Annotated in this window: 21 protein-coding genes; 13 read left to right on the top strand and 8 right to left on the bottom strand. The window is 57.5% G+C overall.

The window, feature by feature from the left end; all coding sequences use genetic code 11:
- Positions 1-5: 5 nt before the first annotated feature.
- The 8 genes from BUA39_RS03430 to BUA39_RS03395 all read left to right on the top strand — a co-directional run bounded on the left by BUA39_RS03430 (position 6) and on the right by BUA39_RS03395 (position 8,666).
- Positions 6-1,274, top strand: coding sequence for an ABC transporter substrate-binding protein (locus tag BUA39_RS03430; RefSeq protein WP_072790928.1), 1,269 nt, complete (start codon positions 6-8; stop codon positions 1,272-1,274).
- A 110-nt stretch (positions 1,275-1,384) separates the two neighbouring features.
- Positions 1,385-2,230: a carbohydrate ABC transporter permease gene (locus BUA39_RS03425; RefSeq protein ID WP_072790925.1), complete on the top strand. Its 846-nt coding sequence runs from the start codon at positions 1,385-1,387 to the stop codon at positions 2,228-2,230.
- A complete protein-coding gene (locus BUA39_RS03420) occupies positions 2,227-3,072 on the top strand; it encodes a carbohydrate ABC transporter permease (RefSeq protein ID WP_084604684.1) in 846 nt (281 codons plus the stop codon). Before BUA39_RS03425 ends, BUA39_RS03420 begins: the two co-directional genes overlap by 4 nt.
- A 27-nt stretch (positions 3,073-3,099) precedes the next feature.
- Positions 3,100-4,143, top strand: coding sequence for an ABC transporter ATP-binding protein (locus BUA39_RS03415; RefSeq protein ID WP_072790921.1), 1,044 nt, complete (start codon positions 3,100-3,102; stop codon positions 4,141-4,143).
- A 16-nt stretch (positions 4,144-4,159) separates the two neighbouring features.
- The gene (locus BUA39_RS03410; protein WP_072790918.1) at positions 4,160-5,437 is read left to right on the top strand and encodes an amylo-alpha-1,6-glucosidase; all 1,278 of its coding nucleotides are present in this window, start codon (positions 4,160-4,162) and stop codon (positions 5,435-5,437) included.
- Positions 5,434-6,126, top strand: coding sequence for a D-lyxose/D-mannose family sugar isomerase (locus BUA39_RS03405; RefSeq protein WP_072790915.1), 693 nt, complete (start codon positions 5,434-5,436; stop codon positions 6,124-6,126). The genes BUA39_RS03410 and BUA39_RS03405 overlap by 4 nt, the downstream gene beginning before the upstream one ends.
- Positions 6,127-6,140: 14 nt before the next feature.
- Positions 6,141-7,418: a glycerate kinase type-2 family protein gene (locus BUA39_RS03400; RefSeq protein ID WP_072790913.1), complete on the top strand. Its 1,278-nt coding sequence runs from the start codon at positions 6,141-6,143 to the stop codon at positions 7,416-7,418.
- Positions 7,419-7,502: 84 nt separating this feature from the next.
- The gene (locus BUA39_RS03395) at positions 7,503-8,666 is read left to right on the top strand and encodes an MFS transporter (RefSeq protein ID WP_072790910.1); all 1,164 of its coding nucleotides are present in this window, start codon (positions 7,503-7,505) and stop codon (positions 8,664-8,666) included.
- Between the two features lie 21 nt (positions 8,667-8,687).
- Here BUA39_RS03395 and ureG read toward each other — a convergent pair whose 3' ends face one another.
- From ureG to BUA39_RS03360, 8 genes are all read right to left on the bottom strand, one after another.
- Positions 8,688-9,302, bottom strand: coding sequence for an urease accessory protein UreG (gene ureG / locus BUA39_RS03390; protein ID WP_072790908.1), 615 nt, complete (start codon positions 9,300-9,302; stop codon positions 8,688-8,690).
- Entirely contained in the window at positions 9,299-9,991 is a 693-nt protein-coding gene (locus BUA39_RS03385; protein ID WP_242648528.1) for an urease accessory protein UreF, read from the bottom strand. The genes ureG and BUA39_RS03385 overlap by 4 nt, the downstream gene beginning before the upstream one ends.
- On the bottom strand, positions 9,936-10,430 hold the full coding sequence (ureE, locus tag BUA39_RS03380; protein ID WP_072790903.1) for an urease accessory protein UreE: 495 nt from the start codon (positions 10,428-10,430) through the stop codon (positions 9,936-9,938). The genes BUA39_RS03385 and ureE overlap by 56 nt, the downstream gene beginning before the upstream one ends.
- 7 nt (positions 10,431-10,437) lie before the next feature.
- Entirely contained in the window at positions 10,438-12,150 is a 1,713-nt protein-coding gene (ureC, locus tag BUA39_RS03375; protein WP_072790901.1) for an urease subunit alpha, read from the bottom strand.
- A gap of 203 nt (positions 12,151-12,353) precedes the next feature.
- Positions 12,354-12,659, bottom strand: a complete 306-nt coding sequence (locus BUA39_RS03370; protein WP_072790898.1) for an urease subunit beta — start codon at positions 12,657-12,659, stop codon at positions 12,354-12,356.
- Entirely contained in the window at positions 12,656-12,832 is a 177-nt protein-coding gene (locus BUA39_RS16865; RefSeq protein WP_207546189.1) for a hypothetical protein, read from the bottom strand. Before BUA39_RS16865 ends, BUA39_RS03370 begins: the two co-directional genes overlap by 4 nt.
- 11 nt (positions 12,833-12,843) lie before the next feature.
- Positions 12,844-13,146: an urease subunit gamma gene (locus tag BUA39_RS03365; RefSeq protein ID WP_072790895.1), complete on the bottom strand. Its 303-nt coding sequence runs from the start codon at positions 13,144-13,146 to the stop codon at positions 12,844-12,846.
- 4 nt (positions 13,147-13,150) lie between these two features.
- The gene (locus BUA39_RS03360; RefSeq protein ID WP_072790893.1) at positions 13,151-13,945 is read right to left on the bottom strand and encodes an urease accessory protein UreD; all 795 of its coding nucleotides are present in this window, start codon (positions 13,943-13,945) and stop codon (positions 13,151-13,153) included.
- A gap of 415 nt (positions 13,946-14,360) precedes the next feature.
- Between BUA39_RS03360 and urtA the strand changes: the two genes are divergently transcribed.
- From urtA to urtE, 5 genes are all read left to right on the top strand, one after another.
- Entirely contained in the window at positions 14,361-15,641 is a 1,281-nt protein-coding gene (gene urtA / locus BUA39_RS03355) for an urea ABC transporter substrate-binding protein (protein ID WP_072790890.1), read from the top strand.
- Positions 15,642-15,711: 70 nt separating this feature from the next.
- Entirely contained in the window at positions 15,712-17,649 is a 1,938-nt protein-coding gene (gene urtB, locus BUA39_RS03350) for an urea ABC transporter permease subunit UrtB (protein ID WP_072790887.1), read from the top strand.
- Positions 17,650-17,653: 4 nt separating this feature from the next.
- Positions 17,654-18,820 carry an urea ABC transporter permease subunit UrtC gene (gene urtC, locus BUA39_RS03345; RefSeq protein ID WP_072790884.1) on the top strand — a complete coding sequence of 389 codons (1,167 nt, stop codon included), beginning with the start codon at positions 17,654-17,656 and terminating at the stop codon, positions 18,818-18,820.
- Complete coding sequence (gene urtD, locus BUA39_RS03340) at positions 18,817-19,557, top strand: urea ABC transporter ATP-binding protein UrtD (protein WP_072790882.1); 741 nt, start codon at positions 18,817-18,819, stop codon at positions 19,555-19,557. The genes urtC and urtD overlap by 4 nt, the downstream gene beginning before the upstream one ends.
- Before the next feature lie 3 nt (positions 19,558-19,560).
- Complete coding sequence (gene urtE / locus BUA39_RS03335; protein ID WP_072790879.1) at positions 19,561-20,259, top strand: urea ABC transporter ATP-binding subunit UrtE; 699 nt, start codon at positions 19,561-19,563, stop codon at positions 20,257-20,259.
- Positions 20,260-20,280 lie beyond the last annotated feature (21 nt).

Genomic DNA, 20,280 nt, shown 5'->3' with positions numbered 1-20,280 from the left:
ATGAAATGAAACTTTCAGCCAAGCTGGCAGGTGCCGTATCGGGCCTGTCAATCTTACTATCAGCCGCAGCGGTAAGCGCGGAAACACTCTTCTGGTCAACGCAAGCGCGTCCGGCAGAAGAAGCGCAGGCCATGCGCACGGATGTTCTCGCTGGCTTTGGTCCCGGTGTGGACTATCAGCCAAACGAAGAGGGGCCATGGTTGACCCGCCTGAAGGCAGAAATCGAAGCAAATTCTGGTTCGATTGGGGTTTTGGGGTCGCTGCATGGGGTGTTTTCATCTCTGAATGCAGATGACCTAGTTGATCTTGACGATCTCGGGGTTTCGTCTTCAAGCGCGACCTTCAACAATCTTGCAAAACTTGGCACCGACAACATGCAATATGTGCCTTGGATGCAGGCAAGCTACATCATGGCAGCCAACAAAGAAGCGCTGCAGTATCTGCCGGAAGGCGCTGATATTGATGCATTGACTTACGATGAGTTGATCCAGTGGTCCGCGAATGTGCACGAAGCCGTCGGTCAGCCGAAGTTTGGCTTCCCTGCCGGTCCAAAAGGGCTGAAGCACCGGTTCTTCCAAGGCTATCTGTACCCGTCCTATACAAACGGCGTTGTGCGTACCTTCGCGTCAGACGAAGCCGTCACTGCGTGGGAAAAATTCAAAGAACTGTGGGAACACACCAACCCAGCATCGACAAACTACAACTTCCTGCAAGAGCAACTGTTGTCCGGCGATGCATGGATTGTGTTTGATCACACCTCACGTTTGGCACAGGCCTTTAACGAGCGTCCTGATGACTTTGTAGCCTTCCCAGCGCCAGCAGGGCCTACTGGTCGTGGCTTCATGCCTGTGCTTGCAGGTGTCGCGATCCCGAAGACAGCACCAAATATGGATGAAGCCAAGGAATTGGTGAAGTATCTGCTGCAGCCTGAAACTCAGATTGCAACGCTGCGTGCGACCAGCTTCTTCCCTGTGGTCGATGTTGATCTGCCTGATGACCTGCCACCGGCAGTGCGTGCGGCAGGCGATGCAGTTGCCAAGATGAGCGGATCGTCTGATGCGAACCCAGGTCTTCTGCCAGCAGGTCTTGGTTCGATGGGGGGTGACTTCAACCGTGTGTTCGTCGACACCTTCGAGCGTATCGTTCTGGCCGGTCAGCCGATCGACCGTGTTCTTGCAGATCAAAAGAAAACTTTGCAGAAAATCATGGACGAAACCGGTGCGCCATGCTGGGCTCCTGATGCTCCATCTGAAGGTGCCTGCCCAGTCGAGTAATCGATAAGGTTTTGCCTCCTGTCCGGGCCAAGTTTGGCCCGGACCCATCCCCACCGCTGATACGGTGTGTATTATCTAAACTTCGCAAATCTTATCCGAGGAGCTTTCTGATGAATGCTCGGTTACTACCCTATGTGTTGATTGCACCGGTGACAGCGTTCCTGTGTGTCTTCTTCCTGTACCCATTTTTCCTCGTTGCGCAGCAGGCCTTTACCACAGGTAACGGCTTCACCATGGACAACTTCCGCGAGGTCGTGGGCTACTGGAAGTTCCCGATTTCGATGCGCAACACCTTCCTGCTTGCCCTTGCGGTCGTTCCGATCCAGTTGGCGCTTTCGCTTTTGATGGCGACAATGGTCAACAAAATGAAACGCGGACGTGATTTGGTGCTTTATGTCTGGACCATTCCGCTGGGCATCTCAGACCTTGCCGCAGGCATCATCTGGCTTGCCATCTTTGAGCAGTCGGGCTTCCTGAATTCCATGCTGCATGGGCTTGGGGTAGTCGATCAGCCGACCTCATTCTTGTCCTATCAGAACCTCACGGTCGTCTTCATTGCGATCATGCTTGCAGAAATCTGGCGCGCTACGGCGATCATGTTGGTGATTATCGTGGCAGGCATTGGCCTTATTCCCAAGGAATACTACGAGGCCGCCGAAGTCTTTGGCGCATCGCCGTGGAAACGCTTTGTCAAGGTCACGCTGCCCTTGCTGCGCCCCTCGCTGCAAACGGCCCTGATCCTGCGCGTCGTCCTTGCCTTTGAAGTCTTTGCAGTGGTTGCGGCCCTTGGCGGATCGACCTTCCCGGTCTTGATGGAGCAAATCTATGAGAACCAGTTCTTGCTGCAAAATAGTGGCACAGCGGCGGCGCTTGCGCTGATCGTTCTGGCGATCTCGATCTTCTTCACCCTGATCATCCTGCGCGCGCTGCGCGTCCCGAAAGGAGCCACGATATGAGTGACGCGACCGTATCCGAAATCGCCCTTCCCAGAGCACCGGGCAAGGCAGGGCGTTATGTCTATATCTCAGGGGTGGTGTTGCTCTGCGCCTGGGTGCTGATCCCGCTTTATCTGCTGCTGGTGAACACCCTGTCGTCGCCGGAAACCGTGAACAGCTTTCCAAAGTCATTCATTCCAGAATTCGACCTTGGCTCGCTGGAGTTCTTCACAGGCTTTTCCGGCATGTTGGTCGCGCTGAAAAACTCGATCATTGTGGCGGCGATCACCATGGTCCTGTCGATCCTGATCGGTGCACCAGCGGGCTACGCGTTGTCGCGGTTTGACTTTAGGGGTAAAGAACTGTTCCGGCTGCTGATCCTGTTGACCCGCGCCTTTCCGCTGCCATTGCTGGCGCTTCCGTTGGCGGTGCTTTTCATCCGCACGGGATTGGATGACACGGCCTTTGGCCTGGCGCTGGTGCACACAACACTGGCGATCCCGTTCTCGGTCTTGATCACTTTCTCGCTTTTTTCGGGCATCCCGATTGAACTGGAAGAGGCCGCATGGACCTTGGGCTGTAACCGGGTCACCGCGTTTCAGAAAGTGGTCTTACCACTGATCCTTCCGGGCATCACTGCCTCTGCGATTTTCGCCTTCGTGATCTCGTGGAACGAGGTCTTCGCCGCAGCGGTTCTGACGATCGAGAACCGGACGCTGACTGCATTCTTGCTGCAAACCCTGTCAGAATCTCCGCTGCATTTGAAATTCGCCGGTGGGTTCATCCTCGTGGTGCCAGCGCTGATCTTCATCTTTGCCGTCCGCAAATATCTGTTTGCGATGTGGGGCATTGCCAATCGCTGATTGGCAAAATGGAAAAGGAGCCGACAAATGGCTGAAATTCAAATCAAAAACGTCGCCAAACGCTTTGGGGAATATCAAGCTCTGAGTGACATCAACCTCACCATTGCAGACCAAGAGTTCATGGTGCTTCTGGGGGCCTCTGGCTGCGGAAAATCCACGCTGCTGCGGATCATCTGCGGGCTAGAAACCGCCACCGAAGGCGAGGTCTGGATCGGCGGGCGTCGTGTGGATCACCTCGCACCCAAGGACCGGGGCATTGCGATGGTGTTCCAGAACTACGCGGTTTTCCCGCACCTGACGGTGTTCGAAAACATCGGCTTTGGCCTGCGTATGCAGAAACAGCCCAATGACGAAGTCAAACGCCGGGTCGAGCGCACCGCCGAGTTGATGCATATCGAGCAGCTTCTAGGGCGCTACTCTGGTGAACTCTCCGGTGGTCAGCGCCAACGTGTGGCCGTGGCCCGTGCCTTGGCCATGGAACCTGATGTGATCCTGATGGATGAACCGCTGTCCAACCTTGATGCGTTGTTACGTTTGGAAATGCGCGCCGAACTGAAGGGCGTTTTGGCGGAAAGCAACACTACCGCCATTTACGTGACCCACGATCAGGTCGAAGCCATGAGCCTTGCGGATCGGATTTCCGTGATGCACCAAGGACGGATTGTGCAAGCTGCGACCCCGGTTGAGGTCTACCGCAATCCGGCAGAACGCTTCGTGGCCGGTTTCATCGGCAACCCGCCCATGAACTTCCTGCCGGCCAACCGTGCGGACGCCGGGAAATGGACTGTGGCGGGGCAAACCTATGACGGCCCTCATGCGGCGGATGGGTCAGTTGAATTTGCCATCCGACCCGAAGACATCGCCCCTGCTGAAAGCGGCTTGCCCGCCAAAGTCCGGCTGATCGAGCCTTTGGGCGCGCATCTTCTTGTGACCTGCGATGTCGATGGCACCATGTTCCGCGCCGTGTTGGAAAGCGATCTTGAGCTGAAGACCGGGGAGATCATCAATCTCGCTCCGCATGCAGACCGTATCCGCTGGTTTGATAAATCCACTCAACAGGCTGTGGCCTAAGAAATCGTGAACTCCGATGAACAGTGACCTATTTGATCAAGCTGTCGACATTCTGGCCCGGAACGACAAGGGGACTTACACCGTCCCAACCCATGGGCTTTATCCCTTCCAATGGAATTGGGACAGCGCGCTGTCGGCGATTGGTCTGAACTACATCAACGAGCCCCGTGCTTGGACGGAAATCGAAACTTTGTTCTCTCATCAATGGGAGGACGGGATGGTGCCGCATATCATCTTCCATCAAGAAGATGACGGCTATTTCCCCGGGCCCGAAGTGTGGCAGACCGGCAGGCCTGTCCCCACGTCGGGCATCACACAGCCGCCAGTCGCAGCTTTTGCGCTTCGACGGCTGTTCAACCGGGCAAAGGACAAAGAAGCTGCGCGAACCAGGGCGGCGGCCTTATTGCCCAAAATCGCTGCTTGGCACGATTGGTTCTTTGCCAATCGCGATCCGGAACAAACCGGGCTGGTGGCAATCATCCACCCTTGGGAATCCGGGCGCGATAACTCGATTGACTGGGACGACGCCTTTTCGCGCGTTCCCACCGAAGGGGTGGGGGCCTTCACCCGGCGCGATACCCTGCACACAGACCCCGCCCATCGCCCCACGCAGGAGCAATATCAGCGCTATATCTGGTTGGTGGAACGCTTCCGCAGCCTTGGATGGGACAACAGCAAGCTGCACGAAGCATCGCCTTTCCGCGTGGTTGATCCGGGGTTCAACGCCATCCTTTTGAGGTCCTGCGCGGATCTCGCGGATATGGCGGATGATCTTGGAGAAACCGCTTTGGCCGAAACGTCACGAGCGCGAGTTGCCAAGGGGATTGCCGCGCTTGAGGCGCATTGGAGCGACAAGTACAAGCAATACCTCTGTTATGACCGTGCGATTGGGGCGCTGATTGATAGCCCGTCCATTGGTGGGTTGTTGCCAGTCTTTGCACCTATTCCAGAAGAACGGGCCACGGCCATCGCCGCGCGGCTTGAAACGCTTGGGAACCGCGTGAAATACCTCGTCCCTAGCCATGACCCCGATGTAGAGGACTTTGACGGTCGCCGCTATTGGCGTGGTCCGGCGTGGTTGATTGTGAACTACATGATCGCCGACGGTCTGGCACGAGATGGGTATGATCAGGTGGCCGCGCGCGTGGTCAGCGACAGTGTCGAACTGATCCGCATTGGTGGCTTTGCGGAATATTTTGACCCCATGAACGGCGCGCCCTGTGGTGGCCCGCATTTCACATGGACTGCGGCCATGGTAATGGAGTTCCTGAAGATGACCGGAGAACCCGCATGAAGCGTTCGCGCATCAACGACATTATGAGCGCGGCGGATGACATGATCCGCAGCTACGGCTTTACCCTGCCGCCCTTTGCCTATTGGTCCCCAAAAGACTTTGCGGCCAATGCGGACAAGGCCAAACATCTGATCGATGCACGCTGCGGTTGGGACATTACTGACTACGGAGCCGGGGATTTTGACCAGATGGGGCTGTTTTTGTTCACCCTGCGCAATGGCCGCCTGGCGGACCTGCAACGGGGTGGGGGCATGTGTTATGCCGAAAAGCTGCTGATTTCTCGACAAGATCAGCTGTCACCCATGCACACCCATGTGATCAAAGCAGAGGACATTATCAACCGCGGTGGGGCAACCTTGGTGGTGGAGCTTTACGGCTCTGACGATCAAGGCAACTTCGCTGAAGACAAAGGCGGCACAGTCTGGTGTGACGGCATTCATCGAGACTATGCGCCCGGTGAAAAGCTGACCTTCGCCCCCGGAGAAAGCGTGACGCTGCAACCCGGCGATTGGCATGCCTTTTGGGGCGAAGGTGGTGATGTGCTGATCGGCGAAGTCTCGACCGTGAATGATGATGAAACGGACAATGTGTTCCGTGATCCGATAGGGCGGTTTGCCAATATTGACGAAGACGAAGCGCCAAGGCATCTTCTCGTCAGCGATTACGCCAATTGGCTTGCTCCAAGATAGGAAACACGCCCTCTATGTCAGCGACGTTCACCGACCCGAACGGGTTCCTTCGCCAGCTGTTTGATACCGCTGTGGCCGCCGCTGACCCTATGAAAGTTGTCGCGAACCACCTGCCTGAACGGCCAGAGGGACGGCTGCTTGTTGTTGGTGCTGGCAAGGCGAGTGCGCGCATGGCTGAGGCGGTCGAGGCCGCCTATGGCCCCTGCGATGGGTTCGTAATCACCCGCTATGGCTATGCCAGGCCCTGTCAACAGATCGAGATCGTGGAAGCCGCGCACCCGGTGCCGGATCAAGCCGGGGTCGACGCGACGCTGCAACTGCTGGAACGTGTGAAAGACCTTGAACCCCAGGACACTGTGATTGCCCTGATCTCGGGCGGTGGGTCCTCTTTGCTTTGTGCGCCAGTGGCGGGGCTGACCCTTGAAGATAAGCAAGCGGTCAACGCGGCGTTGTTGGCGTCTGGCGCGCCGATCAGCGAAATGAACGCGGTGCGTACCCAGCTTTCCGGCGTCAAAGGCGGCGGGTTGGCGGCGGCCTGTGCGCCTGCCCGCGTGATCAGCCTGATCATTTCTGACGTGCCCGGCGATGACCCCGCTGAGATCGCCTCTGGGCCAACCGTGGCCAGCCAAAGCACGCCTCAAAAGGCGCTAGATATTCTGAACCGCTGGTCAGTCGACGTGCCTGACGCGGTTATGACACATCTGAAAACTGCCGGTTCAGGCATGACCCCGCAGCGACGCCAGTACGTCAACGGAGAGGTGCACATCATTGCGGCGCCATCGCAATCGCTACAGGCCGCAGCAGAGATCGCGCGCGCTGCCCAAAGTGAGGTGCAACTGCTGGGCGACGCCCTTGAGGGCGAAGCCAGAGACCTAGGGGCGGCGCAGGCGCAGGCGGCGCTGGATATTCGGGCAAAGATGACGGCAGGCGATGCACCGGTTCTATTGCTGTCTGGCGGCGAATGCACCGTGACGCGCAGAGGGCAGGGTGTTGGCGGGCCAAATGCGGAATTCGCACTGTCAGCCTTACAGACGCTTGAGGGTGCTGAAGGAATTTATGCAATCGCCTGCGACACCGACGGCGTTGATGGCGCGGCAGAAGTGGCTGGGGCCTGTATCGGGCCTGAAACGCTGGCTGCTTTGCCCAACGGATTGGCCGTCGCGCGGGCGGCGCTGGCCGACAATGATGCGCATACCTATTTTGAAAAGGCCGCTGCGCAGGTTGTGACCGGGCCAACATTGACCAATGTAAACGACTTCCGCGCCTTTCTGATCCTGCCACCAAAAGCGTGACACCAGCGTTAGTCGTTTGGGCAAAAACCTCTGACCTTGCGGTAACGGGCGCGACCTGCGACCATCATCGCAGGGGGACACATCATGCCAATTGCCGTTATTGCCTTGTTTCTTGGGGCCTTCTGCGTCGGCACAACCGAGTTTGTCGTTGCAGGCCTGCTGCCAGAAGTCGCGCGCGATCTCGATGTCACAATTCCTGCGGCGGGCTATCTGATCACCGCCTACGCTCTGGGCGTTGCAATTGGTGGCCCAGTCTTGACTCTGGGGATTGCACGATACTCTCGCAAACGTAATCTATTGCTTTTGCTTGCGATTTTCGTCGCTGGGCACCTTTGGTGCGCAACGGCAGGCACCTATGAGTCGCTGTTGTCTGGTCGGCTTTTGGTGGCCTTAAGCCATGGCTCTTACTTCGGTGTCGCTGGCGTGGTGGCCGTGTCCCTTGTGCCAGAAAACAAGCGCGGCGCGGCCATTGCGTGGCTCTTTGCGGGGATCAGTGTCGCCAACATCCTTGGCGTCCCGCTGGGCACCGCAATTGGCAACTGGCTGGGCTGGCGGGCGACATTCTGGATCATTGGCGGCGCAGCTTTGCTTGTGATGGGCGCAATTGCCTGGACGGTGCCTGCGGATAAATCCACCGCGTCCGAGGGCAGCCGCATAGCGTCACAGGTCAAAGCCATTGGCAATCAGCAGGTGCTGATGGCCTATCTGACATTCGCCGTCATGCTGATCGGGTTCTGGTCATTTTTTACCTTTGTTGCTCCTTTCCTGACCGAGGTGGTGCAGGTCGACCAACGCACCTTACCGGTGATGCTGTTTCTGTTCGGAGCAGGGGCAACGCTGGGCACATTCATCGGCGGGAAACTGGCGGATCAGATCCCGCAAAGAACGTTGATCATTGGCATCTCGGCGCAGGCCGTGGCCTTTCTGGCGGTGTTTGTTGCGGGGGCCGGTCCCATCATAATGGGCGGCGTTTTGTTTGGCTTCGGGGTGATCATGTTTGTGCCCGCAGCGTCCATTGTGAACCGAGTGCTAGAAGGCGCTTCTGCTGCGCCAGATTTGGCATCAACGCTGATTTCGACAGCCGCCAATCTTGGGATTGCGGCCGGGGCAGCCTTGGGCGCACAATTGCTGGCGGGCGGCGTGGGCCTGGGCTATTTGCCCCTGTCGGGAGTCGTGTTTTCAGCCCTCGCAGCCGGTGTGATCCTGATCAGCATCCGGAAGGACCCACGGAGTATCGTCGGTCTTTGACGGCGCTGCGCTCGCTGCAGTCTATTCCAGCCCCGAAAGGTCCAAGACGCTGCCCAGAACCGCCTCTACACCTTCTTTTTGCTTGAGGTTGGTAAAATGAAAGACCCGCCCGTCGCGGGCTTTGGTTGCGTCACGCCGCATGACCTCTAAAGAGGCCCCGACATGGGGGGCAAGGTCGGTTTTGTTGATCACCAGAATGTCTGATCGCGTGAGGGCAGGGCCGCCTTTGCGCGGGATTTCTTCGCCTGCAGCGACGTCGATCACATAGATCGTCAGATCTGCCAACTCTGGGCTGAAGGTGGCAGACAGGTTATCGCCCCCGCTTTCGATCAGCACGATATCAAGGTCTGGATGGCGTTCTTGCATCTCTGCCACGGCGGCAAGGTTGATCGAGGCATCCTCGCGGATCGCTGTATGGGGGCAACCGCCGGTTTCCACGCCAATGATCCGGTCCTGCGGCAGGATCTGCATTCGCATCAAAGCCTCGGCGTCTTCCTGTGTGTAAATGTCATTGGTGATGACGCCGATAGAAAACCGCTCTTTCAGCACCTCAGACAGGCGCGCTGTCAAAGTCGTTTTACCCGCGCCCACCGGGCCGCCGATGCCCACGCGTAGGGGACCGTTCATTTTTGTCATGACTGAAATATTCTCGGTTGGAGTGTTTCGTGCCGCATGGCGGCGATATCAGAAAGGAAGGCGCTTGATGTAATGTCCTCCAGCGCCTTGCCGTCGCTGGCCTGCGCCAGTGCGATACAGTCTGCATTCAACTGGGCCAGCACGGTCTGCGCTTCGGTCTGACCCAGGGGCATCAACCTTTGCGCAGCAGACACCAGATTGCCGAGGAAGGACTGCAGGTAAAGCGTGATGGTGCTGTCTGGCGAAAGACCCATTTGCCGCGCGGCGCTGCCCAAGGCGACGGGAAGCTGCAGATTTGGCAGCGCAAGCCCCCAAACCTCTGACGCAACGCGTGCAAAGGCCTGTCCTTGTCGCTGACCTTCGCGCAGTCGTTCGGCGCAGGGCGCATAGGCGCGGCACTGCGCGTTCAGCGCGTCCAATTCTGCGTCAGATTGCGCGGCATAGGCGAGCCGTATCCAAATCGCATCTGACATGCCACTGCCATGGCGTGCAATGTCGACCAACCATTCATTCAGCGTATACGCGTCATGTATCCAGCCATCGCACACCGCCTGTTCCAACCCGTGAGAATAGGCAAAGGCGCCGACTGGAAAGGCCGGTGACAGCCATTGCGTCAGCGTCAGAAGCTTCGCGTCAATGGGCATGGCTATGGTCGTGACTGTGATCATGTGCCGAATGGCCGTGTTCATGCGCATGGGTCCGCCCATGGCCATAGGCCCCGCCTTCGGGCGTGAAGGGTTCTTTGCCCTCAACGACGATGGCGTCCAGATGCTCCAGCATGTGTTTTATCACCGGATCGCGTTGGATCAGCAGACGGTCGGCCTCGATCTGGCAGGGCGTGTGACGATTGCCAATGTGCCACGCAAGGCGCGGCAGGTTCGGGCCGGTCACGATCAGTACGTCCTCAGCAGCGGCACGCACGTTGATCAGTCGCCCATCCGACAGTTCCAGCGCGTCGCCCTGATCCAGCGACGTGGTCTTTTCCAGGTCCACGACAAAGGCCGTGCCGTCATCCGCGACCAGCCGTTTGCGACGCAGGAACCGGTCGTCATAGCTAAGCGTGACGCTGGCCGCGTATTCCGCATGTGAATGCCGATGCAGCGTTTGGGCGAGGGGGAGTGTTGTCATTGTCGTCTCAGTACAGGAAATAGCGCTGCGCCATGGGCAGTTCGGTGGCAGGTTGGCAGGTTAGCAGTTCACCATCAGCGCGCACCTCATAGGTTTCTGGGTTCACCTCGACCTTCGGTGTCGCGGTGTTCAGCTTTAGGTCTGACTTGCCAATATTGCGGGTATTGCGCACAGCGACGGTCAATTTTGCAAGGCCGAGCTTGTCGGCAATCCCCTCAGCCTGCGCGGCCTCTGAGACAAAAGTCACGGCAGAGTTTTCAACCGAGCGGCCATAGGCCCCAAACATCGGCCGCGAGTACACCGGTTGCGGCGTCGGGATCGAGGCATTCGGGTCGCCCATCTGCGCCATGGCAATGGTGCCGCCCAGCAGAACCATTTCGGGTTTGACCCCAAAGAATGCAGGGTTCCATAAGACAAGGTCGGCGCGTTTGCCTTCTTCGATGCTGCCAATGTGCTGGCTCAGCCCGTGGGCAATCGCCGGGTTGATCGTGTATTTCGCCACGTAGCGGCGGACACGGAAGTTGTCGTTGTCGCCGGTTTCCTCGGCCAGACGCCCGCGCTGTTTCTTCATCTTGTCGGCGGTCTGCCACGTGCGGATCAACACTTCGCCCACACGGCCCATGGCCTGACTGTCGGAAGCGATGATGGAAAACGCGCCCATGTCGTGCAGGATGTCTTCGGCAGCAATGGTTTCGCGCCGGATGCGGCTTTCGGCAAAGGCCACGTCTTCGGGAATGGATTTGTCCAAGTGGTGACAGACCATCAGCATATCCAGATGCTCTTCGATGGTGTTCACGGTGAAGGGGCGGGTTGGGTTGGTGGAAGACGGCAGCACATGCTCTTCGCCACAGATCTTGATGATATCCGGCGCATGACCGCCGCCCGCGCCTTCGGTGTGGAAGGCGTGGATGGTGCGGCCCTTCATGGCGGCGACGGTGTTTTCGACAAAGCCTGACTCGTTCAGCGTGTCGGTGTGGATCATCACCTGAACGTCCATCGCATCGGCCACGGTCAGGCAGCAGTCAATCGCCGCTGGGGTGGTGCCCCAATCTTCGTGCAGTTTCATCGCACATGCACCGGCTTTGATCTGTTCTTCCAAGGCGGCGGGCAGGCTGGCGTTGCCTTTGCCGGCAAACGCAAGGTTCATCGGGAAGGCGTCTGCAGCTTGCATCATACGGCCTATGTGCCAGGCTCCGGGGGTGCAGGTGGTGGCCAAGGTGCCATGGGCTGGCCCGGTGCCGCCGCCGAGCATGGTGGTCAGGCCTGAATGCAGCGCGTCTTCGATCTGTTGCGGGCAGATAAAGTGGATGTGGCTGTCAAAGCCGCCTGCGGTCAGGATGCGGCCCTCGCCCGCGATGGCTTCGGTGCCGGGTCCGACGATGATGTTCACGCCCGGCTGCGTGTCGGGATTCCCAGCCTTGCCGATCTTGTGAATGCGCCCGTCGCGCAGGCCAACGTCTGCTTTGTAGATGCCGGTGTGGTCCACGATCAGCGCGTTGGTGATCACCGTATCGACCGCACCGTCCGCGCGAGTGGTCTGCGCTTGGCCCATGCCGTCCCGAATGACTTTGCCGCCGCCGAATTTCACTTCTTCGCCGTAGGGGCCGGTCAGGTCCTTTTCGACTTCGATGATCAGGTCTGTATCCGCAAGACGGACTTTGTCGCCCACGGTTGGGCCAAACATCGCCGCGTAGTCTGATCGTTTGATGGTTGCTGGCATGTGAATGCTCCCTGAATTTATCTTATTGCCCGGCCTTAGGCCGGTCTGCGCCCGAGCCTCCCCCACGGGGAGGGCGCATTTGCGCCGTTACGAAAGTGCGCGAACCTTGCGCATACGGTCATCTTCCATGCTGCAAGCCCGGTTGCTGCGCCCACCCCGAGGCTTAGGCGCAACCGTTTCAGAGGGCCTCAAAGTGCCCAACATCACAGATCACCCATGACTCTCTGATTGAAGCCATAGACCTTGCGTGCGCCAGAAATGGGGATCAGTTGCACTTCGCGGCGTTGTCCCGGTTCAAACCGCACAGCAGTGCCTGCCGCAATGTCCAAACGCATTCCGTATGCCGCGTCGCGATCAAAATCGAGCGCTGGGTTGGTCTCGGCGAAATGGTAGTGGCTGCCGACCTGCACCGGGCGGTCGCCGGTGTTGGCGACCATAAGCGTGATTGCAGTCGCCCCTTCGTTCAGGATCAACTTACCCTCGGCCGCAAAGACCTCTCCGGGGATCATGTGCGTTGCTCCGCGCGTTTGACGCACACGTATTTGACGCCCGCCACAAACAGGCACGTTCCGACCAGCAGGGCCCCGGCGATCCAGTTTTCGGACCCGTGCGGATGCATATGGACGCCGGTATGGGCCAAAGCTGGTGATGCGGTCAGCAAAAGGGGCAAAACAAATTTCATGGGTGATCTCCTTAGCGAATGGGGTTGTGGACGGTCACGAGTTTTGTGCCATCCGGGAAGGTGGCTTCGACCTGAACTTCGTGGATCATTTCTGGCACGCCTGCCATGCATTGGTCGCGGCTGATGACCTCGGCGCCGGCTTCCATCATGTCAGCCACAGAACGCCCATCGCGCGCGCCTTCGACCACCGCGTCGGTGATCAGGGCGATGGCTTCGGGGTGGTTCAACTTGACGCCGCGCGCAAGGCGTTTGCGTGCCACCTCGGCGGCCATGGCCACCAGCAGTTTGTCTTTTTCCCTCGGGGTCAGGTTCATGTCTTCAAAGTCTCCAAGAGGTTGGGAGCTGGTCTTTGGTCAACCGCTCTAAAATAGGGATAAGCGCGCGGCGCAGTTCAAAACTGTCCGCAGCCACCAAACGCAGGGTCAGCAGGTCAGGGGCCAAAAGGCTGGCACCGCCGGTTGCGGGCAGGTACCTGCGCAACGCATCTAAATGGGCTTCTGCGTCTGGGGCGACGTATACAAGGCTCACCATCGCACGACCGCCTTGCGCGACGGCACGTTGGGCAAGGTGCCGCATGGTGTGACCGTCCAGATCAAGCCCGTCCCAGTAAAGCGGCTTTCCCTGCCGATTGATCCGCACGCGGTCTTTGAACGAAACCGAGGTCAGCGTTTCGCCCATGGCGGTGCGCCCGAAGATTATGGGCTCGACCATCAAGAAGCGCCCGTTGTCTGCGATATCGACGGTCAAACGGCGATCCAGAGCCGAGCCTTCAAACAGGATCATCTCCTGCGGCAGCCAGTTAATCTGGGCGTCGGTATCAATGGTCAGGTCGGTGTGCATTCGCGCGCGACCGTCTTGTGAACGATACGCGCGCTCTGCTGCTTGGGTGGTCAACGTCAGGGAGCTGCCAGCACCGGCCTGCGCGACGATATCAATCTGGTCGCCACCGGTCAGACCGCCGGAGGTATTGATCAAGATCGCCTGCAGGTCTTCCGCGCGCGGGAACAATGCCTTCATTGCGCCCGACGTGCGGAACCGATCAATACCGCTGCGCCCCGCGACACGCTTAGACGACAGCAAAAGCGCGCCTTTGGTGCGTGGAACTGGACCCATCGTATTTTCAATCTGGTATGTGGCAGCAGTGTGTATGGTCTGATTCCCGAAACTGTTCTGCTGCATCCTTCATCAAATGCGTCAGTAAGTGACCAGTTCGCGGCTATTTTTGCTCCACTGACACGGATGTATGATTAAAAAATAGTCGAAGTCGGGCAAAAGTGACTAAAATTTAACCACTCACCCCAAAAGGGACATCGTTCCGAGTTCAATAGTTGAAAGGCGCGCAGCCAGTGACCTTCATAAGGCCACCTGATCGCGGGCTTCGGCTCGTTTGGGGATACCGGGTGTGTGACGGCCAACCGATTTGGACCTCGAGGAGACCGCCACACGAATTGCAACAAACGTTGCGGAGTCCTTGCTACGCTTTTGCGCGCTTTCGTGCAATGCGGCAGGCCCTCCGCGAGGAGTTAATATGATCAAGTTCGCTAAAACTCTTACCAGTGCCGCCGCGTTGACCGTCGCCGCCTCTGCTGCCATGGCCGCAGATTGTCCTGTGAAAGTGGGTGTTCTGCACTCTCTGTCTGGCACAATGGCGATTTCTGAAACCACTCTGAAAGACACCATGCTGATGCTGGTCGATCAACAGAACGCCAAGGGCGGCGTCTTGGGCTGCGAGATCGAAGCGGTCGTTGTTGACCCAGCGTCTGACTGGCCGCTGTTTGCGGAAAAAGCGCGTGAGCTGCTGACCACGCATGAAGTTGACGTGATTTTCGGCAACTGGACATCTGTGTCCCGTAAATCCGTTCTGCCCGTCATCGAAGAGCTGAACGGCCTGCTGTTCTACCCTGTTCAATACGAAGGCGAAGAGTCCTCGAAAAACGTGTTCTACACAGGTGCTGCGCCGAACCAACAGGCGATCCCAGCTGTGGATTACTTCCTAGAAGAACTGGGTGTCGAAAAGTTCGCGCTTTTGGGCACAGACTATGTCTACCCTCGTACAACCAACAACATTCTTGAGCAGTACCTCAAAGACAACGGCATTGCAGCCGACGATATCTTTGTGAACTACACACCGTTTGGTCATTCTGACTGGGCAACCATTGTGGCAGATGTTGTCGCACTGGGCGAAGACGGTAAGTCCGTCGGCGTTATCTCTACCATCAACGGTGACGCAAACATTGGCTTCTACAAAGAACTGGCTGCGGCGGGTATCTCTGCAGATGAAATCCCAGTTGTGGCCTTCTCTGTTGGCGAAGAAGAACTGTCCGGTCTGGATACATCCAACCTTGTTGGTCACCTTGCGGCATGGAACTACTTCCAGTCCGCAGAAACCGAAGCAAACGCTGAATTCATCGACGCATGGAAAGCCTTTGCTGGTGAAGACCGCGTGACCAACGACCCGATGGAAGCACACTACATTGGTTTCAACATGTGGGTGAACGCAGTTGAGGCAGCAGGCACAACCGATGTGGATGCAGTACGCACCGCAATGTACGGCCAAGAGTTCCCGAACCTGACCGGCGGTACAGCTGTTATGCTGCCAAACCACCACTTGGCGAAGCCGGTTCTGATTGGCGAAATCCAAGCAGACGGTCAGTTCGACATCATCTCCAAAACCACCGAGGTTCCAGGCGATGCATGGACAGACTTCCTGCCAGCGTCCGCGGTTCTGAAGTCCGACTGGAAAGAGCTGGGCTGCGGTATGTACAACACTGAGACCGAAAGCTGCGTTCAGATCAAATCCAACTACTGATCTGATCCTGTGACCTATGGCCAAGGCGAGACTGTCGCCTTGGCCTCACTTTAAACGGCGACATTCTCCCATGATCCGTATCCTCACTATGGCGCTGGCCTTGCTGTGCCTGCCATTGACCGTGCAAGCGCAAGAGCTGCAAAGTCTGCTGCAAAGCCATCAAAAGACAATTGCCAAACCGTCACGCAAATCCGTCGGCCCCGTGCTTGAGGCGCTTGTGACCTCTGGTCTGCCGACGGTTCCCGTTTTTCTGGAATACTGGCAGAACAAAGATGTCTACAGCCGCGAAGACGACGGGCTGTTTTTCTATGGCAAAGCCGCGGGTGACACTCTGGAATTAATTGACGTGGACACTGGGGAGACGGTTGCCACGGTTGACAAGAAAGCCGCCAAGCAAATCAAACCCAACGGCGGGGTGCGCAAAGAAATCGGCTCTGCATTGGTGCAGTTTCAACTGAGCGACCCGGATATTGCCCGACGCACGGATGCGGTGAACGCCATTGCGCGCGATATGTCAGGTCAGATGTTGACGCCGCTTTTGGGGTCGATTGACAACGAAAACGACCCAACGCTGTTGGCGCGCAAAAAACAATTGGCCAATTACCTGAGCGCCAAGTTTTCTGATGATCCGGCGCACCGCGTGGCGGCCATTCAAGACATTGCTGGCGACCTCAGCGTTGAGGGCCGGGCCATCCTGTCGCAGATTTTAGAAACAGAGCTTGTTGTGACCAAAGGTGCCTCTGATCGCAACCTTCTGGAAACGCTTGAAATTGGCGAAGATATCTCCGCGCCAGAGGCCTATGCGCTGATTGTTGAGCAGCACAAGCTGTCACCGATGGTGTCGGAAAACGAAATCCGTCTTGCGCTTGAAGCCAATGTCGAGGGCGGCAAGGTCGGTGGCATTCCGGTGCAGCAGCTTAACGATCTGAGCAAACGCGAAAACGCCTATGATGTGCTCGCGTCTGCGGGCGCGGTCGCGCCGCGTGTCACCGAGGCGATGCTGACCGATGCGCTTGAAACCTACCAAATTCATCGTGCCTTTGTCGAAGACGATCCGGTGGTGACGCTAGCCGCTTTGGAGGCGCAGGCCTCGGTTCAGACCCGCGTTGGCGTAAACCAGTTCTTCGACCTCAGCCTAGATGCGATTTCATTGGCCTCTATCTACTTCCTTGCTGCGGTGGGGCTCGCGATCACCTTCGGCGTTATGGGCGTCATCAATATGGCCCATGGAGAGTTCATTATGATGGGCGCATACACCGGCTATGTGGTGCAGCAATTCGTGCCAAATTACACCGCCTCGCTGATCGTCGCTTTGCCCTTGGCCTTTATCGTGACCTTTGCAGCAGGCGTCGCGATGGAGCGGCTGGTCATCCGCTGGCTTTACAACCGCCCGCTTGAAACGCTGCTCGCGACATTTGGGATTTCCATTGCATTGCAACAGCTTGCCAAGAACATCTTTGGCACGCAGGCGCGTCCGCTGACCTCTCCGGGCTGGCTCGATGGCGCATGGATCATCAACGACGTCGTGCAGATCAGCTATATCCGCATCGCGATCTTTGTGCTGGCGCTGATGTTCCTTGGTCTGCTGCTCTTCATTTTGAAACGGACCCGTCTGGGTCTGGAAGTGCGCGCTGTCACCCAGAACCCGCGCATGGCAGCTTCGATGGGTATCAACCCTGACAAGATCAAAATGATGACCTTTGGGCTTGGTTCAGGCATCGCCGGGATCGCAGGTGTTGCCATTGGCCTATTTGCCAAGGTCACGTCCGAGATGGGATCAGACTACATTGTACAGTCCTTTATGACCGTGGTTGTCGGCGGCGTCGGCAATGTCTGGGGCACGCTTGCGGGGGCCGCGATGATTGGCACCTTCCAGAAAGGGGTGGAGTGGTTGAACCCATCCAACACCCTGGCGGCGCAGACCTATATGATCCTTTTTATCATCCTGTTCATTCAATTCCGGCCAAAGGGTATCATCGCCCTCAAAGGCCGCGCAGCAGGGGATTGATCCGATGCGTAAGAGTTTCTTTGCCGACAACCCATCCGTTCTTTGGTTCCTCGCCTGCCTTGGCTTGTTCACCCTTGGTGTGACAGTGCTGGCCGAAGCCACAGGCGCCGGGCTGATCTCTACCTCATTTGTGAAAACTTTGGGCAAGGTGCTGTGCCTCTGCCTCGTCGCGGTCGCCATGGACGTGGTCTGGGGCTATTGCGGTATCCTTTCGCTGGGTCATTTCGCATTCTTTGGGATCGGCGGTTACGCGGTTGGCATGTGGCTGATGTATGCCCGCACAGAGGCTATCGTCATCCAAAGCCTAGCCGAGCGAACCATCCCGCCCACAGCGACAGAACTGAATGACGCGATTGCGACGCAGATTTTCGGCGTGGTTGGGGCTTCAGAATTCCCGCTGATCTGGGCGTTTTCGCACAGTCTGATCCTGCAACTTATGATGGTTGTGCTGGTGCCGGGCCTGTTGGCGCTGATCTTTGGCTGGCTGGCGTTCCGCTCTCGCGTCACGGGCGTCTACCTGTCGATCCTGACACAGGCGATGACCTTGGCACTGGCGCTGTACTTGTTCCAAAACGACAGCGGTCTGCGCGGTAACAATGGCCTATCCGGTTTGCAGAACATCCCGGGGTTTGAGGCGGTTCCGCAGTCTGTCATCTCCATGGGCTTCTTTTGGGCCTCCGCATTGGCGCTTGGTTTGGGCTATGTGCTTTTTGCCCGCGTCCTGACCGGAAAAATGGGCAGCGTGATCCGCGCCATTCGCGACGATGAAGCACGGGTAAGGTTTTTGGGATACCACGTTGAAAGCTATAAGCTTTTCGTCTTTACCCTGACGGCTATTGTCGCTGGCATCGCGGGCGCGCTTTATTATCCGCAGGCGGGTATCATCAACCCAGCAGAAATCGCACCGATTGCGTCGATCTACCTCGCCGTTTGGGTCGCCATCGGGGGGCGCGGGCGGCTTTATGGCGCGGTGATTGGCACGGCTTTTGTTTCGCTGCTTTCAAGCTGGTTCACTGGCGGTGGCGCACCCAATATCAACCTCGGGTTCTACACAATCCAATGGACCGAATGGTGGCTTGTATTGCTGGGCACCTCTTTTGTGGCGGTCACGCTGTTCTTCCCCGGCGGCATTGGCATGATCTTTGACAAACTGAAAAAGGGCACGTCATGAGCACCCTTCTTGAACTCTCTGGCGTCTCGGTCTCTTTTGACGGTTTCAAAGCGATCAACAATCTGGCGTTCCAGATCGGAGAGCCGGAAATGCGCGCCATCATCGGCCCGAATGGCGCTGGCAAAACGACCTTTATGGATATTATCACCGGCAAAACCAAACCGGATGAAGGGCGTGTGCTGTGGGGTGAAAAATCCATCAACCTGATCGGTAAATCCGAAAGCCAAATCGCGCGCGAAGGCATCGGGCGTAAGTTCCAGAAACCCACGGTGTTCGAAGATCAGACCGTGCGCGAAAACCTCGCCATGGCGCTGAAAAACCCACGCGGCCCGTTTGAGGTGTTGTTCTATCGTAAGTCCGCCGATGGCGCTTTACGTATTGAAGCGTTGGCCGCTGAAATCAATCTGACCGAACAATTGCTGCGCAAAGCAGGCGAGTTGAGCCATGGGCAAAAGCAGTGGCTGGAGATCGGCATGCTTTTGGCGCAGGACCCGCGGCTGTTGTTGGTGGATGAACCGGCCGCAGGCATGACACCGGCGGAACGAGAGAAAACGACCGAGATCCTTGTCGAAGCGGCTAAAACCCGCGCGGTTGTGGTGGTGGAACATGACATGGAATTTGTGCGTCGTCTGAATTGCAAGGTCACGGTGCTGCACGAAGGGTCTGTTTTGGCCGAAGGGTCCATCGACCACGTCACTCAAAACCCTGAAGTCATTGACGTTTATCTGGGACGCTAACTGATGCTGAATATTGAAAACCTGACGCTCCACTATGGGCATTCGCAAATTCTCTATGATGTTTCATTGTCCGCCGAGGTTGGCAAAGTCACCTGTCTGATGGGCACAAATGGCGTCGGCAAAACCAGCCTGTTGAAAGCCATTTCCGGCACGCATCCGCGCTCTGGCGGCGAGATGTCTTTGGACGGCCAATCTGTTGCGCGTACCGCCAAACCCTATACGCTTGCGAAAATGGGGGTTGGATATGTGCCGCAGGGCCGGGACGTTTTCCCATTGATGACGGTGCGGGAAAATCTGGAGACCGGCTATGCATGCCTAGATACGGCTGAGCGCATGGTGTCGGATGAGATCTTTGAACTGTTTCCGGTGCTGCAAGACATGCGCAACCGGCGCGGAGGGGACCTTTCCGGTGGTCAGCAACAGCAGCTTGCGATTGCGCGGGCGCTGGTCACGAAACCGAAACTGCTTTTGCTTGATGAGCCGACAGAAGGCATTCAGCCCAATATCATCAAACAGATCGGTGATGTGATCCGCTATCTGCGTGATCAGGGGGAGATGGCGATTGTGCTGGTCGAACAGTTCTTCGACTTCGCGCATGAACTTGGCGACGATTTTGTCGTGCTGAACCGGGGCCGGGTCACCCTGCGCGACAAGGCCGAGACGATCAGCCGCGACAAGTTGCTGGCGAGCGTGTCGATTTAGAAATCAGGCGAGACTGTTGGC

The sequence above is a fragment of the Cognatishimia maritima genome, from assembly GCF_900129685.1.
Lineage (GTDB): Bacteria > Pseudomonadota > Alphaproteobacteria > Rhodobacterales > Rhodobacteraceae > Cognatishimia > Cognatishimia maritima.
This window is presented reverse-complemented; position numbering and strand designations above follow the sequence as displayed.